The 15,102-nt window shown below is 67.0% G+C and carries 13 protein-coding genes; 10 read left to right on the forward strand and 3 right to left on the reverse strand.

Annotation, left to right across the window (positions count from 1 at the left end; translation table 11 throughout):
* The first annotated feature begins 9 nt into the window (after nucleotides 1–9).
* Nucleotides 10–1,263, forward strand: a complete 1,254-nt coding sequence (locus MSP7336_RS17120; protein ID WP_113964191.1) for an alpha-amylase family protein — start codon at nucleotides 10–12, stop codon at nucleotides 1,261–1,263.
* On the opposite strand, the gene MSP7336_RS17125 is transcribed toward MSP7336_RS17120, so the two are convergent.
* On the reverse strand, nucleotides 1,256–1,687 hold the full coding sequence (locus tag MSP7336_RS17125) for a DUF1810 domain-containing protein (protein ID WP_113964192.1): 432 nt from the start codon (nucleotides 1,685–1,687) through the stop codon (nucleotides 1,256–1,258). The two genes, MSP7336_RS17120 and MSP7336_RS17125, sit on opposite strands and share 8 nt — an antisense overlap.
* On the opposite strand from MSP7336_RS17125, the gene MSP7336_RS17130 reads away from it, so the two are divergent.
* The 8 genes from MSP7336_RS17130 (at nucleotide 1,686) to MSP7336_RS17160 (ending at nucleotide 8,977) form a co-directional block, all read left to right on the forward strand.
* Nucleotides 1,686–2,933, forward strand: coding sequence for an alpha-hydroxy acid oxidase (locus tag MSP7336_RS17130; RefSeq protein WP_113964193.1), 1,248 nt, complete (start codon nucleotides 1,686–1,688; stop codon nucleotides 2,931–2,933). The genes MSP7336_RS17125 and MSP7336_RS17130 overlap by 2 nt on opposite strands.
* Before the next feature lie 70 nt (nucleotides 2,934–3,003).
* Entirely contained in the window at nucleotides 3,004–3,234 is a 231-nt protein-coding gene (locus tag MSP7336_RS23580) for a hypothetical protein (protein WP_069396071.1), read from the forward strand.
* A 19-nt stretch (nucleotides 3,235–3,253) separates the two neighbouring features.
* Entirely contained in the window at nucleotides 3,254–3,544 is a 291-nt protein-coding gene (locus MSP7336_RS17135; protein WP_113964194.1) for a CDGP domain-containing protein, read from the forward strand.
* 69 nt (nucleotides 3,545–3,613) lie between these two features.
* Nucleotides 3,614–5,944, forward strand: a complete 2,331-nt coding sequence (lon, locus tag MSP7336_RS17140; protein ID WP_113964195.1) for an endopeptidase La — start codon at nucleotides 3,614–3,616, stop codon at nucleotides 5,942–5,944.
* Nucleotides 5,941–6,330, forward strand: a complete 390-nt coding sequence (locus tag MSP7336_RS17145; protein WP_069396074.1) for a nitroreductase family deazaflavin-dependent oxidoreductase — start codon at nucleotides 5,941–5,943, stop codon at nucleotides 6,328–6,330. Before lon ends, MSP7336_RS17145 begins: the two co-directional genes overlap by 4 nt.
* A gap of 34 nt (nucleotides 6,331–6,364) precedes the next feature.
* The gene (locus tag MSP7336_RS17150; RefSeq protein ID WP_113964196.1) at nucleotides 6,365–6,994 is read left to right on the forward strand and encodes an endonuclease; all 630 of its coding nucleotides are present in this window, start codon (nucleotides 6,365–6,367) and stop codon (nucleotides 6,992–6,994) included.
* A 7-nt stretch (nucleotides 6,995–7,001) separates the two neighbouring features.
* Nucleotides 7,002–7,727, forward strand: a complete 726-nt coding sequence (locus MSP7336_RS17155) for a DUF72 domain-containing protein (RefSeq protein ID WP_113965003.1) — start codon at nucleotides 7,002–7,004, stop codon at nucleotides 7,725–7,727.
* A gap of 23 nt (nucleotides 7,728–7,750) precedes the next feature.
* Nucleotides 7,751–8,977, forward strand: a complete 1,227-nt coding sequence (locus tag MSP7336_RS17160) for an NAD(P)/FAD-dependent oxidoreductase (RefSeq protein ID WP_113964197.1) — start codon at nucleotides 7,751–7,753, stop codon at nucleotides 8,975–8,977.
* Here MSP7336_RS17160 and MSP7336_RS17165 read toward each other — a convergent pair.
* The gene (locus tag MSP7336_RS17165; protein ID WP_113965005.1) at nucleotides 8,970–11,090 is read right to left on the reverse strand and encodes an NAD-dependent epimerase/dehydratase family protein; all 2,121 of its coding nucleotides are present in this window, start codon (nucleotides 11,088–11,090) and stop codon (nucleotides 8,970–8,972) included. The genes MSP7336_RS17160 and MSP7336_RS17165 overlap by 8 nt on opposite strands.
* Nucleotides 11,091–11,201: 111 nt before the next feature.
* A complete protein-coding gene (locus tag MSP7336_RS17170) occupies nucleotides 11,202–12,677 on the reverse strand; it encodes an acetyl-CoA acetyltransferase (RefSeq protein ID WP_113964198.1) in 1,476 nt (491 codons plus the stop codon).
* Nucleotides 12,678–12,728: 51 nt separating this feature from the next.
* Here MSP7336_RS17170 and MSP7336_RS17175 point away from each other — a divergent pair, with 51 nt between their 5' ends.
* Complete coding sequence (locus MSP7336_RS17175; RefSeq protein WP_113964199.1) at nucleotides 12,729–15,098, forward strand: phosphoketolase family protein; 2,370 nt, start codon at nucleotides 12,729–12,731, stop codon at nucleotides 15,096–15,098.
* The last annotated feature ends 4 nt before the right edge of the window (nucleotides 15,099–15,102 follow it).

Raw genomic sequence — 15,102 nt, forward strand, 5'->3', positions numbered from 1 at the left:
GTTTCGGCTGTGACCGCGCCTGGCTGGGTCGAGCATGTGATCTGGTGGCAGGTCTACCCGCTCGGCTTCGTGGGGGCGTTTCCGGCCGATCCGGCACCTGGTCCCGCCGAACACCGGCTGCGGCGCATTGTCGACTGGCTCGATCACGCCGTTGCGCTGGGGGCTTCGGGCATCGCGCTGGGCCCGATCTTCGCCTCGCGCACCCACGGTTACGACACCACCGATCACTACCGCATCGACCCGCGGCTCGGTGACGACGGCGATTTCGATTTCTTCATCGGCGAGGCGCATCGACGCGGGCTGCGCGTGCTGCTCGATGGCGTATTCAACCACGTCGGCCCGGACTTTCCGCGTGATCGCCAAGCGTGGTTTCGCGACTACCCTTTCGAAGGTCACGGCGATCTCACCACGCTGAACCACGACAATCCGGAGGTCGCCGACTACGTTGTCGACGTGATGGCGCATTGGCTGCGGCGCGGCGCCGACGGCTGGCGCCTGGATGCGGCTTACGCTGTGCCGCCGCCGTTTTGGGCGGCAGTGTTACCGCGAGTGCGGGCGTCGCACCCCGATGCGTGGTTTTTGGGCGAGCTCATCCACGGCGATTACGCCGCAGCGGTCAAAACCGCCGGTTTCGATTCGGCCACCCAGTACGAGTTGTGGAAGGCGATCTGGAGCACCCTCAACGACGGCAACTTCTATGAGCTGGATTGGGCGTTGCAGCGGCACAACGACTTTCTGGGCAGCTTTTCGCCGCTGACCTTCATCGGCAACCACGACGTCACCCGCATCGCCAGTCGGCTCGAGCACCCCGATCACTACGCGCACGCGCTGGTGCTGCTGATGACCCTCGGCGGTATTCCCAGCGTGTACGCGGGCGACGAACTGGGGTACCGCGGGGTGAAGGAAGAACGTTTCGGCGGAGACGACGCGGTGCGGCCCGACTTCGGCGCTCCCCCAGCGTCGCTGGATGAGCACGGCGCGCAAGTGTGGGCGCTGCACCAGTACTTGATCGGGCTGCGCAGGCGTCACCCCTGGCTGCACGCGGCGACGACGAGCACGATGCTGCTGGACAACCGGCGCTATCTGTACCGCACGCATAGCGGCGACGAAGCCCTCATCGTTGCGCTGAATATCGACGAGACGCCGCTTCAAATGAGCGTGCCGCGGGCACAGGTCATTGCGGGATCGGGGGCCCCGCCGGACGACGTCGTCGACACCGTGCTGGTCGAACCGCAGGGATGGCGGATTTTGCGGCCTAGCTGAGCAGCCGCAGGGTCAATGGGTCTTCCACGCCGCCGTAGTACTTGTCGAGCAGCTCTCGAAAATCACGATTGTCGTCAGTCGCCCGGGCGAACAACGTCATTGACGAGCGCACCTTGAGGTCGTCGGGCGACCCGAATATCTCTTCGATGGACCGCCCCGTTATCTGGTTGACCAGTTGTGCGCACTCATGCAGACGCGGCCCCAGCACTTCGTGGCGAACATAAGCCTCGGCTTCCTCGAGCGACGAAATGCCGTACCGCGCCGCCGTCGGGCTGCTGCCCAGCCCTTCCAGCTGAGGGAAGATGAACCAGATCCAATGACTGCGTTTGCGGCCGGCCTGCAGCTCCTCGACTACGGTGTGGTAAACGCGAGCCTGCGCGTCAACAAAGCGTTGCAGATCGAAGGGGTCGGATACGGATCTCATGTCACCACCGTTGCACAGGCGGATGCCCAAAGCCCGTGATCTGGCGCCGCTGATCAGGTTCCGCAAGCCGCGCCTCGACCGCACCCAGCGTCGGCTGGACGCGGCGTTGACCATTTGCGACTTGCGCCGCATCGCGAAACGGCGCACCCCCAGAGCCGCTTTCGACTACGCCGACGGCGGCGCCGAGGACGAGGTGTCACTCGGCCGTGCCCGGCAAGCCTTCCGCGACATCGAATTTCATCCGACGATCCTGCGCGATGTGACCCATGTCCGCACCGATTGGGAAGTGCTCGGCCAGCCGGTGGCGCTGCCGTTCGGGATCGCCCCGACGGGCTTTACCCGATTGATGCACACCGAGGGCGAGATCGCGGGGGCCCGCGCGGCAGCGGCCGCCGGCATCCCGTTTTCGCTGTCCACTTTGGGCACCGCCTCGATCGAAGACGTCGCAACGGCTGTGCCGCAGGGCCGCAAGTGGTTTCAGCTGTACATGTGGCGAGATCGGGACCGGTCGATGGCGCTGGTGCGACGGGCCGCCGAGGCTGGATTCGACACACTGCTGGTCACCGTCGACGTTCCGGTCGCCGGTGCACGGCTGCGCGACGCCCGAAACGGGATGTCGATTCCGCCGGCGTTGACGGCCCGGACCGTGCTCGACGCCGCCCGCCACCCGCGGTGGTGGTTCGACCTGTTGACCACCGAGCCGCTGGCGTTCGCGTCCCTGGACCGCTGGCCGGGCACCGTCGGCGAATACCTCGACACGATGTTCGACCCCAGCGTCACCTTCGCAGATCTCGCCTGGATCAAGACCCAATGGCCGAACAAGCTCGTCGTCAAGGGAATCCAAACCCTCGACGATGCCCGCTCGGCCGTCGACCATGGCGCCGACGGCATCGTGTTGTCCAATCACGGTGGCCGCCAATTGGATCGGGCGCCCGTGCCGTTCTATCTGTTGCCCTCGGTGGCACGCGAGCTCGGCGGCGACACCGAGATCCTGCTCGACACCGGCATCATGTCCGGCGCCGACATCGTCGCGGCCGTCGCGCTCGGTGCGCGATGCACACTGGTCGGGCGGGCCTATCTGTATGGCCTGATGGCCGGCGGCGAGGCGGGGGTGCGCCGTGCCATCGAGATCCTGTCGGGCCAGCTGACCCGCACGCTGCGGCTGCTCGGTGTCACTTGCCTAGAGGAATTGTCGCCGAAGCACATAACGCAACTGCGGCGATTGGTGCCGTTACTTCCAGCTTGACTGCCCCGGCGGGCTACCCTCACGTTTACGCAGGTCAAGTGTTGGCCATTCATTGGCAAAAGGAGTTCCCATGATGTATCGCGCTGTTGTGTGGGTGCTCGGCGCCTTAGTGGTCGCGCTCATTGCCCCCGCCCAGGCTCCGGCCCAGCCGCCGACGCTATGTTTGAGCAACACTGCCAAGGGCAAGCAGGTTTACATTCCCTGCGACCTGCTCAATGCCCGCGTCAACTACCCACCGGGGCAGCGTTGTGATCCACCGCTCGACCAGTACCCGCCCGATGTCCGTGAGTGGTGTGGCTGACGACGCATAGGAGACGACCATGGGGCGCTGCATCGCCACAGGACTGACTGTCCTGTGGATGACCGCGGGGCTGATCGCATGGGCGCCGCCGGCCGGCGCCGGCTGCCAGTACGGCGGACCCGTGCTCAGCAAGTGTGACGGCCCGATCCAGCCCGACGGCACTTGGCAGCGCTGCGTGGCCGTCCCCACGTTGATCTACCGCGGCGCCAGTTCCTACCTGGTGCCCAACAAGCACTGCGACGAGATGGGCCCGGACCGGCACCCCGGGGATCCCGCGTTCGCCGACCCACCGACACACATCGACGACTGAGCCGGGACGACCGGGAACAAACAGCCGCCTACCAAGGTTGAGCGCAACAGACTTAACTTTGGAGGTTTGATGGCTGAAGCCAAGACAGTCCCGGTCCTGTTCGTCAGCAACCCGATTGTGCTGCCCGGCATGGTCGTGCCGATCGCGCTCGACGACGCGGCTCGCGCTGCGGTCGACGCGGCCCGGGCGAGCGAATCGGGCAAGCTGCTGATCGCGCCGCGGCTCGACGACCGTTACCCGTCGTCCGGCGTGCTGGCGTCGATTCTGCAGGTCGGCCGTATCGCCGGCGGCGGAACGGCCGCCGTCGTACGGGGCGAACGGCGTGCCCACATCGGGGCCGGAGCGACCGGCCCCGGTGCGGCACTGTGGGTCGAGGTGACCGAGGTCACCGACCCCGAGCCCACCGACGAGACCCGCACGCTGGCCGCCGAATACAAGAAGCTGCTGCTGGCGATGCTGCAGCGGCGGGAGGCCTGGGAGCTTGTTGACGTCGTCAACCGGCTGACCGATCCCGCGGCACTGGCCGACATGGCCGGATATGCGTCGTACCTGAGCGACGTGCAGAAACGTGAACTGCTGGAGACCGAGGACGTCAACGCGCGGTTGCGGCTGCTGATCGAGTGGACCACCGACCACCTCGCCGAAGTCGAGGTCAGCGACAAGATCGCCGAAGACGTGCGTGCCGGAATGGAAAAGCAGCAGAAGGAATTCCTGCTGCGACAGCAGCTCGCGGCGATCCGCAAGGAGCTCGGGGAGCTCGCGCCGGACGGCTCGGAGGATTCGGATGACTACCGGTCTCGCATCGAGGCGGCTGACCTGCCCGAGAAGGTGCGTGAGGCCGCGTTGCGCGAGGTCGGCAAGCTGGAACGGGCCAGCGAGCAAAGCCCCGAAGGCGGCTGGATCCGCACCTGGCTGGACACCGTGCTCGAGCTGCCGTGGAACGTCAAGACGGATGACTCGACCGACCTGAAGGCCGCCCGGGAAATCCTGGACGCCGATCACCACGGTCTGGAGGACGTCAAGGACCGCATCGTGGAGTACCTGGCGGTGCGGGCCCGGCGGGCCCAGCGCGGCCTGCAGGTTGTCGGTGGCCGCGGCTCCGGTGCGGTGATGGTGCTGGCCGGTCCCCCGGGTGTCGGCAAGACATCGCTGGGTGAGAGCGTGGCCCGCGCGCTTGGCCGCAAGTTCGTGCGGGTCGCGTTGGGCGGTGTGCGCGACGAGGCCGAGATCCGCGGGCACCGGCGCACCTACGTCGGTGCGCTGCCCGGCCGCATCGTGCGTGCCATCGGCGAAGCCGGGTCGATGAACCCCGTCGTGCTGCTCGACGAGATCGACAAGGTCGGCTCGGACTACCGCGGCGATCCCGCTGCGGCGCTGCTCGAGGTGCTCGACCCCGCGCAGAACCACACGTTCCGGGACCACTACCTGGACCTGGATCTGGACCTGTCCGACGTGGTGTTTTTGGCGACGGCCAACGTGGTCGAGAACATCCCGTCGGCGCTGCTGGACCGCATGGAGTTGGTGGAGATCGACGGTTACACCGAGGACGACAAGATCGCCATCGCGCGCGATTTCTTGTTGCCCCGGCAGCGCGAACGTGCTGGGTTGACCGACGACGAGGTCACCGTGACCGAAGCGGCGCTGCGCAAGATCGCCGCCGACTACACGCGCGAGCCCGGTGTGCGCCAGTTCGAGCGGCTGCTGGCCAAGGTGATGCGGAAGGTCGCCACGGAATTGGCCGGGGACGTCGAGGCGCCGGTCGTCGTCGACGAGCCGGATCTGGTTGGTTACCTGGGTCGGCCGCGGTTCACCCCCGAATCCGCCGAGCGCACCGCGGTTCCGGGCGTGGCCACCGGCCTGGCAGTGACCGGGATGGGCGGCGACGTGCTCTACATCGAGGCGAACGCGAACGACGGCGAGCCGAGCCTGCAGCTGACCGGTCAACTCGGTGACGTGATGAAGGAGTCGGCCCAGATCGCACTGTCCTATGTGCGTTCGCACGCTTCGGAATTGGGCGTCGACCCGGCGGCACTGGATCGGCAGATCCACCTGCACGTGCCGGCCGGCGCGGTTCCCAAGGACGGGCCGTCCGCCGGGGTGACGATGGTGACGGCGCTGGTGTCGATGGCCACCGGGCGTCAGGTTCGCGCCGATGTCGGGATGACCGGTGAGGTGACGCTGAACGGGCGGGTGCTGCCGATCGGCGGCGTCAAGCAGAAGCTGCTGGCCGCCCAGCGCGCCGGGTTGTCGACGGTGTTCATCCCGGCGCGCAACGAGCCTGATCTCGACGACGTCCCCGCCGAAGTGCTGGAGGCGTTGGAGGTCAAGCCGATGACCGATGTCGCCGAGATCGTGGCCCAATCGCTGGAAGCCGAGCATCACGCTACTGTCGCGGCATGACCGACGCGAACAGTTTGAAGCGGCGTGTGGTGAGTACCGTCCAACGGCTGGTGGCCAATCCGGTGGCCCGACGGCTGCCGATCACCATGATCGAAACCATCGGCCGCAAGTCCGGGCAGCCCAGGCGCACCCCGGTCGGCGGCCGGCTGGTCGGCAACCAGTTCTGGTTGGTCTCCGAGCACGGGCAGCATTCCCAGTACGTGCGCAACATCAAGGCCAATCCGGCTGTGCGGGTTCGTATTCGCGGTCGATGGCGCAGCGGAACCGCCCACCTGCTGCCGGACGACGACCCTATCGAGCGGCTGCGCAATCTGCCCGGGGTCAACAGTGCGCTGGTGCGCGCGATGGGCACCGATCTGCTGACGATCCGGGTGGACCTGGACTGATTTGTGACCAGGTCTCGCGGGTACGCGGTGCGGTATGGACAAGCGCGTGGAGCGACTGCTGAAGGCGGCCGGCACCACGTATGCGGCCGAAGCCGGTGTCCGTCTCAGTGACAAACCGATGCCGCTTTTTCAGCTGTTGGTGCTGTGCATGCTGGGCAGCAAACCGATCGATGCCTCGATCGCCATGCGCGCCGGGCGTGAACTCTTCAGCGACGGCCTGCGCACCCCGAAGGCGGTGCTGGAATCCGACCGTCGTCGCACCATGATCCGCGCGTTTGGCCGCGCCCATTACGTGCGATACGACGAAAGCTCGGCGACTCGCATGACCGAGTTGGCCGAGCGGGTCCGCGACGAGTACTCCGGCGATTTGCGTCAACTCTCCCGACGCAGCGCGCACGACGTCGGTACGGCCAGCCGTCTGCTGCAGCAATTCAACGGCATCGGCCCCACCGGCGCCGACATATTCTTGCGGGAAGTGCAGGACGTATGGACTTGGGTGCGGCCGTATTTCGACAAACGGGCTCTGAGCGCGGCGAAGAAACTCGGTTTGCCGTCCGATGCGGCCGAATTGGGTGCCCTGGCCCCGCAGTCCAACGCGCGCCTGGCCGCGGCGCTGGTACGCGCATCGCTGGACGCCGATGTGTGCCGACAGCTTTCTGGTTGAGCCGACGGTGACCGTGCGGATTGGCACCTCGGGTTGGTCCTACGACCACTGGGTCGACGTCCTGTATCCGCGAGGCCTGCCGTCGGCGCGCCGGCTGGCCCGCTACGTCGAGGTCTTCGACACAGTCGAACTGAACGCCAGTTTCTACCGCTGGCCCAAGGATTCGACGTTCGCCGGGTGGCGTGCGCAGCTGCCGGATGGCTTCACCATGTCGGTGAAAGCGCATCGCGGGCTGAGCCACTATCGGCGGCTGTCCTCGCCGGAGCCGTGGATCGAGCGGTTCGAAAGCTGCTGGAGAATACTCGGTGACCGGCACGGTGTGCTGCTGGTCCAGCTGCACCCAGAGCAAGCCCGCGACGACGCTCGCCTGGAAACCTTTCTGGCTGCGATGCCGAAGTGGATACGCGTAGCCGTCGAGTTGCGGCATTCGTCGTGGAACGACCCCGACGTGTACGCGCTGCTGGAGCGCCACGGTGCGGCATATGTGGTGATGAGCGGCGCGGGCCTGCCGTGCATCCCGCGAGCCACCACGGATTTCGTGTACATCCGGATGCACGGCCCGGACCAGAACTCGATGTATGCGGGCTCATACCCGCGCCACGAGCTGCGGCGCTGGGCAAAGCGCATCGCCGCCTGGGAGGCCGATGGCACCGACGTGTGGATGTATTTCAACAACGACCTGGGTGGCCACGCCGTGCGCAACGCGTTGTCTATGCGGGAACTGTTGAGTTAAGCGGCGCCGAGTAGGCTGTCGGCATGGCCACGTCATTTGTCATCGTCGGCGGCGGACTTGCCGGGGCAAAAGCCGTAGAAGCATTGCGCGACAACGGTTTCGACGGACAACTAGTGCTGGTGGCCGACGAGGAGCAGCTGCCGTACGAACGGCCTCCGCTGTCGAAGGAGTTTCTTGCCGGAAAGAAGTCACTCACCGATTTCACCGTGCACGATTCCGCGTGGTACCGCGAACACGACGTCGACCTGCGGTTGGGCGTGCGGGCAGCTGCCATCGACCCGGCCGCGCACAGTGTGCAGTTAGCCGACGACACCACCGTCGGCTACGACAAGCTGCTGCTGGCCACCGGGTCGCGCCCGCGGCACTTGCCGATACCGGGATCCGATGCAGCCGGCGTGCACTATCTGCGGAAGTACGAAGACGCAGTTGCGCTCGACTCCGCGCTGGCCGAGGGCTCCTCGCTGGCGGTGCTGGGCGCCGGATGGATCGGCCTGGAAGTGGCTGCCGGCGCCCGCCAACGCGGCGTCGACGTCACCGTCATCGAGACCGCCAAAATGCCACTGCTGGCAGCACTCGGCGAGGAGGTGGCGGCCGTTTTCGCCCGCCTTCACCGCGAACACGGTGTCGACCTGCGGCTGCAAAGCCAGTGCGAGGCGATCACCACCGCGGACGGAAAGGCCAGCGGTCTCAAGCTGCAGGACGGCTCGACGATCACCGCCGATGCCGTGCTGGTGGCGGTCGGCGCCCAACCCAACCTCGAACTCGCCGAGCAAGCCGGGCTGTCGACGGGCGACGGTGGGGTGCTGGTCGACGCGTCGCTGTGCAGCAGCAACTCCGACATCTACGCGGTCGGCGACATCGCCGCCGCCGAGCATCCGTTGTACGGCACTCGCATTCGCACTGAACACTGGGCCAATGCGCTCAAGCAGCCCGCGGTGGCGGCGGCCGGGATGCTCGGTACACCCGGCCAATACGCTGAACTGCCCTACTTCTTCACCGACCAGTACGACCTCGGCATGGAGTACGTGGGCCATGCGCCCCGCTATGACCGGGTGGTGTTCCGTGGCGATGTCGACAGTCGCGAGTTCGTCGCGTTCTGGCTCGACGACAAAAACCGCGTGCTGGCCGGTATGAACATCAACATCTGGGATGTGCTCGACGACGTGAAAACCCTGATCCGGTCCCAGCGCCCGGTGGATCCCGACCGGCTGGGCGATCCGAAGACTCCGCTGGGTGAGTTGCTCAGTTAGTGTCCAATGGCTGCCAGCGGTGGTCGATGACTTCGGGAAGGCGCAGCGCCTGCAGCCGATCCCGCTCTGCGCGTCGCCGTTTGACCCGCAGCCGCGCGTCGCCCGGCATGGTGAGCACCTCGTCGCAGGTCAGGTAGTAGACGTCGTCGACGACATCGATGATGTCCGCCGCGACCCAGCGAGTTCCTAACTCGCGCAAGGTCGTTCGCAGTTCGTGGGTGAACCGCATGGTGGTGTCGTGAGCCATCTCTCCGGATACCAGGGCGGTGGTCGCGATACGTTCGGCAGGTTTCGGCGCCGATGCATCCGCCGGCGTCTCGTCGCTGTTGAGGGTGGTTGCCATCTGCGCGGCAGCGGTCAGCAGCATCGACGGATCGTCACCGAATGTCGGGTTGGCCAGCTCGGCTTCTCCCGGTCCTCGGTGCGCCATGCGCTTGAGCGCCGCGTCGACGCCGTCGGCGACCCGCGGAGATTGGGCGCGAATACCGTCGAGGTTTCCATCGTGTGCCAGCGCGCACGCCGACGCGTCGTGCTGCAAGGCGGCCGCCAATGCCGCGGTTTCCGCCGCGACGCGTCCGCTTTTCAGCATTGCGTCAATGCCGGTCACCGGGGCGGGTGAGCCGGCGCGTTCCAGAGTGGCTGCGGTGACGCCGGTGTCGATCAACCACAGCGCGGTCAGGCCCCAACCCTGGTGGATCCGGTCTCGCAGTAATCGAGCCCGCACCTGCAGAGACGCTTCGGGTAGCCCTGTCAGCGCCGCGGCGTCGAGGTGTTCGGCCGTCGCGGCGGCGCGGTAGGCCTGCGTCTGGGTTTTCAGGTGGCGCAGCACGGCCAGCGCCCGTGTCATCACCAGCGCCTTGGCCGCTGATCCGAGGACCCCGCCCGCCAGCGGCGGACGGCCCAGCGGCAATAGTTCGTCGACCGGCGCATTGCGCAGCAGGCGGTCGACCACCGCGCGCTCGTCCCACCCCGGCAGCTGGCTTGCGGCGATCGCGATGGCCGAGACCCCGACGTAGGGGCGATGGCCGAACACCGCGATGGCTCGGTTGCCCCATTCGGCGGCCACCACGTCGCCCAGCGCTATGACCTGGCCGATCACTCGGTTGGCGCTGCGCAAGCCGGACAACTGGACGTCCAGCGACATCGGCGTAAGCGGCCCGGGCAGCACGTCGGCAAGCGTGGCTGCGGAGAACACCGGGAATCTCGGGTCGATCCGGTCGTCGAACTCACCCTCCAAGCCGTCCGGTGCCGCGCACAGCAGCGTTGCGCCGTCGTCGGGTGACCGAGACCGCACCTTGACCTCGTGGGGCAACGGCAGATGACCGGGAACCTCGAGCGCGCCGCCGGCGTCGAGCTTGCGCCCGATCAGTCCGCGTGCGGTGTCGGCGATCGCGTCGGCCGCCGACCAACCGAAGTCAAACACCCAATCCTCTTGCAGCGCGGACATATCCATATGCGGCGTCAACTGTGCCCAGGTGGCGGGCCGGCTCGCTCGCGTTGTCTGGGCAACGGTACGCAGCAGGTGCCGCGCGACGACCACATTGGTGGTGTCCGGGGTCCCAAGATCCACCGCACCGGTCGTGTTGGCGGTGACGGCGAGTACCAAGAATCGGATCAGGTCGTCGATGTGCAGTAGGCGCACGGGGTGGAGCCAATCGCTGCTGCGCATCAAGCTCGTCGCGGTGCGACACACTGCCCAGTCGAGCGGGCGGCCCACCAGCGGAGCCATTCGCACGATCAAGCTCGGTGCCCACCCGGTGGATACCAGCGTCTCGGCTTGCTGGTAGAGCTCGGGCTGCCCCGCGGCCTGGGACGGGAAAACCAGCCGGGCCCCCGACCGGGCCGCCGCATGCGCGACGTGCACCAGGCCGTTGATGCCGGCGCTGCCGGGCGCGGCCGGTTCGATCGGGGCCAGATGCAGTACCACGTGTGCCTCGTCGGCGAGCTGCTGTAGCAGCGAGCCGCCGAGCGGGGCGCAGACAAAATCGACGTCAGGATCCAGGTTGTCGTGCGGATCAGGGGCGATGCCGATGACGGTATGCCCGGACGCCAGCAGCTGTCGCGCGACGGCACGCCCTACCGCCGTCGTGACGCCAGTTACCAGGATCCGCAACGCCAACCCACCTCCCCCGGCCCCTTTCTCGACAATAGGCACGTCTGCGGGATACCCATTGTCTTTTGACTTTTTCGTCAGGATTCGGTGACCGAGACGTTGCCGAGCCCGTTATTTCAGCGTGGCGGTGCCGTCGGCGCGCACCGCGACTTTAGCGCCGGCGATGTCGTCTGCCACCGTCGCCTCCGCCGAGATCGCATCGGGTATCAGCGCCAGCGTGCGTGCCTCGTCGGGGGTGCGAATCGCCAGGAAGGCTTTCTCCGGCTTGCCGTCGCGGTCGAACGGCACGGTCCAGGACTCGACGATGCCGACACCGTCCCATTCGACTGCCGCCCGCCGGGTCGGTTCTCGGTTGACTTCGGATTGCACGTCTTCCCAACGGAATTCCGATGCAGGCGGCTCGGTGCCGTACACAGCGAAGCTGTGTTTGGTCAGAAATCCGCCGTTGGCGCTGATCAGGCCCCGACGCCCGGGGTTGGCGACCAGCAATTCGGCCATGGTTGCGATCGAGTGCGTGACGTAGTTGTTCCACGGGCCGCCGGCGAAGGTCAGCCCGCCGGTGACCGTCAGCGGCCTGCTCGGGTCGTCGGTCGCCAGGCCGAGCTCGGCGGCCGCGACCTGCACCGCGGACGGGAAGCAGGAGTACAGGTCGACGTAGTCGACGGCGTCGATGTGCAGGCCGGCCAGGGTCAACGCGCGTGCGCCGGCGATCCGGATGGCCGGGGAGCGGTGCAGCTCAGCGCGCTCGCCGAGCGTATAGGTGTCGTGCGCATCGGTGCCCGCATAGGGAAAGACCCAGCGCTCGGTGGGGATTCGCAGGCGGGTCGCGGTGTCGGCCGAGGCGAAAATCAGCGCCGCGCCCTGGTCGACCATGTTGTTGGAATTCATCAACTTGGTATACGGCCAGCTGATCATCCGGTTGGCCGGACTAGCCTGCCAGATGTCCTCGGCTGCAAGCGGTTTGCGTATCCACGCATGCGGATTGTCGACCGCCACGGCGTTGAACCGCGCCCACAGTTCGCCGATGCGCCTGCGGTGGTCCTGCACCGACTCGCCCATGCTGATCCGCAACGCCTGCTCGAACATCGGGTACACGTGGGCCGGCCGGATCAGTTCGATGCGTTCCTCGGCCGGGCCGGCCATCGGGACGTTCTCGTCGCCGCCCGGCGCGATCGGGACAGACTCGTCTTGCTGCGTCCAGGTCAGCCTGTTGCCCTGGGCCTTCAATTGCATTCTGGTGCGCCAGGTTTCCGCACCCGTGACCAGCACGACCTGCGCGCGGCCGTGCTGAATGTCCAGGCATGCCCGGTTGACCAAGGTCTGCGGAAAATTCCCGCCCACCCCGCTGTAGCGGGTGGCCGCACGGTCGGCGCCGATGCGCTGGCCGACCAGCAGACCGGGATCGCGGTAGCGCGCCGACAGCACATTCACCACCTGAATGCAGTCCACCGCCTCGAGCACCCGCTGGTCGGCGGCCTGGCGGGCGGCGGCGACCATCAGGTCGACGGGTTCGATACCGGGGTCGATGTCGTGCTGATTCACCTGGCCGTAGCCGATCAGCACCGGAGTGCGGGGGTCGACGGGCATGGGTTGAGCGTAGTTGGCGGCTTTTGCCGACCGTCGGGGACAATCGGACCGGTGACCTCTCACCCGGAGACCCCACCCGTCCTCGCCGATGACGAACGCGACCGGATTCACGCGTACTGGCGCGCAGCCAACTACCTGTCGGTGGGCCAGATCTATTTGCTGGACAATCCGCTGCTCCGCGATCCCCTGGCGCCCGAGCACATCAAACCGCGGCTGCTGGGCCATTGGGGCACCACTCCGGGGTTGAACCTGATCTATGCGCACCTGAACCGGGTCATCCGGGCCCGCGACGCCGACGTCATCTTCGTCACCGGGCCCGGCCACGGCGGGCCGGGGCTCGTCGCCAACGCCTACCTGGAGGGCACCTACAGCGAGGTATACACCGGGATCGAGGAAGACACTGAGGGGCTGCGAAAGTTGTTCCGGCAGTTCTCCTTTCCCGGTGGCATCCCCAGTCACGTCGCCGCTCAGACGCCCGGCTCCATCCACGAAGGTGGCGAACTGGGTTACGCCTTGGTGCACGCTTACGGTGCGGCGTTCGACAACCCCGATCTGGTGGTGGCCGCCGTGATCGGCGACGGTGAAGCCGAAACCGGACCGTTGGCCGCCAGCTGGCACTCCAACAAGTTCCTCAACCCGGCTACCGACGGCGCGGTGCTGCCGATCCTGCATCTCAACGGCTACAAGATTGCCAACCCGACCGTGTTGGCGCGGCTCCCGCACGACGAGCTGGAGTCGCTGATGCGCGGCTACGGCTATCGGCCCATCACCGTCGCCGGAGACGATCCGGTCAACGTGCATCAACAACTCGCCGCCGCGCTCGATGAGGCGTTCGACGACATCGCCACCATCCAGCGCGTTGCCCGCAACGGCGAGCAGACCCAGCGGCCGGTATGGCCGATGCTGGTGCTGCGCACCCCCAAGGGTTGGACCGGCCCGAAAATGGTCGAGGGCAAGCAGATCGAGGGCACCTGGCGCGCGCACCAGGTGCCGCTGGCCGAAACCCGCGACAACCCGTCGCACCGCAGGCAACTCGAAGAATGGTTACGCAGCTACCGGCCCGAGGAGCTGTTCGACGCCGACGGCAGGCTGCGGCCCGAACTACGGGCGCTGGCGCCGGCCGGTGACCGCCGGATGAGCGCCAACCCGCACGCCAACGGTGGGCTGTTGCTGGACGACCTGGACCTGCCGGACTTTCGTGACTTCGCCGTGCCCGTCGAGCAGCCCGCCACCACGACCCACGAAGCGACCCGGGTGCTCGGCACCTTCTTGCGCGACGTGATCGCCCGCAATCCCGACCGATTCCGGCTGATGGGCCCCGACGAGACGGCGTCCAACCGGCTGGACGCCGTCTACGAGTCCACCGACAAGGTGTGGCTGTCGGAAATCGAACCCGTCGACGAGCACTTGGCCCCCGACGGGCGCGTCATGGAGGTGCTCTCCGAGCACCTTTGCCAAGGGTGGCTGGAGGGCTACCTGCTCACCGGCCGGCATGGGCTGTTCAACTGCTACGAAGCGTTCGTGCACATCGTCGACTCGATGCTCAACCAGCACGCCAAATGGCTTGCCACCAGCCGCGAACTGCCCTGGCGGCGCCCGATCGCGTCGCTGAACTATTTGCTGACCTCTCACGTGTGGCGCCAGGACCACAACGGTGCGTCGCATCAGGACCCTGGCTTCATCGACCTGGTGGCGAACAAGCGCGCCGAGCTGACCCGGGTGTATCTGCCGCCGGACGGCAACACGCTGCTGTCGGTCGCCGATCACTGCCTGCGCAGCCGCGACTACATCAACGTCATCGTCGCCGGAAAGCAACCCGCGCTGGCCTACCTCGGCATGGATGAGGCGATCGCGCACTGCACGCGCGGGCTGGGCATCTGGCAGTGGGCCAGCACCGCGACGGCCGAACCGGACGTCGTGCTGGCCTGCGCGGGCGACATCCCGACGCTGGAAACGCTGGCGGCCGCCGACATCCTCCGCCGCGAGCTGCCAGACCTGCAGGTAAGGGTGATCAACATCGTCGACCTCATGCGGCTGCAGCCGGAATCCGAGCACCCACACGGATTGCCCGACAGCGAATTCGATGCGCTGTTCGGCGTCGACACCCCGGTGATCTTCGCCTACCACGGCTACCCCTGGCTGATTCACCGGCTCACCTATCGGCGCACCAACCACAGCCACCTGCATGTGCGCGGATTCAAAGAGCGCGGCACCACCACGACGCCGTTCGACATGGTGATGCTCAACGATCTCGACCGATTCCACCTGGTGATGGACGTGATCGACCGAGTCGACGGGCTGGGCAATCGCGCTGCCGTGCTACGGCAGGCGATGGCCGACGCGCGCCTGGCGGCCCGCCGGTACACCCGCGAGCACGGCGAGGACGACCCGCAGATCTCGGGATGGACCTGGGTAATCTAGGCGA

Origin of the sequence: Mycobacterium shimoidei (assembly GCF_900417275.1) — a bacterium.
Taxonomy (GTDB): domain Bacteria; phylum Actinomycetota; class Actinomycetes; order Mycobacteriales; family Mycobacteriaceae; genus Mycobacterium; species Mycobacterium shimoidei.

What these genes read in the sequence shown, in the direction of transcription:
- MSP7336_RS17135 (WP_113964194.1), top strand. Translation starts at nt 3,254, where the DNA reads ATGGGGCGCTGCATCGCCACAGGACTGACTGTCCTGTGGATGACCGCG.
- MSP7336_RS17150 (WP_113964196.1), top strand. Translation starts at nt 6,365, where the DNA reads ATGGACAAGCGCGTGGAGCGACTGCTGAAGGCGGCCGGCACCACGTAT.
- MSP7336_RS17170 (WP_113964198.1), bottom strand. Translation starts at nt 12,677, where the DNA reads ATGCCCGTCGACCCCCGCACTCCGGTGCTGATCGGCTACGGCCAGGTG.
- MSP7336_RS17125 (WP_113964192.1), bottom strand. Translation starts at nt 1,687, where the DNA reads ATGAGATCCGTATCCGACCCCTTCGATCTGCAACGCTTTGTTGACGCG.
- MSP7336_RS23580 (WP_069396071.1), top strand. Translation starts at nt 3,004, where the DNA reads ATGATGTATCGCGCTGTTGTGTGGGTGCTCGGCGCCTTAGTGGTCGCG.
- MSP7336_RS17130 (WP_113964193.1), top strand. Translation starts at nt 1,686, where the DNA reads ATGTCACCACCGTTGCACAGGCGGATGCCCAAAGCCCGTGATCTGGCG.
- lon (WP_113964195.1), top strand. Translation starts at nt 3,614, where the DNA reads ATGGCTGAAGCCAAGACAGTCCCGGTCCTGTTCGTCAGCAACCCGATT.
- MSP7336_RS17160 (WP_113964197.1), top strand. Translation starts at nt 7,751, where the DNA reads ATGGCCACGTCATTTGTCATCGTCGGCGGCGGACTTGCCGGGGCAAAA.
- MSP7336_RS17145 (WP_069396074.1), top strand. Translation starts at nt 5,941, where the DNA reads ATGACCGACGCGAACAGTTTGAAGCGGCGTGTGGTGAGTACCGTCCAA.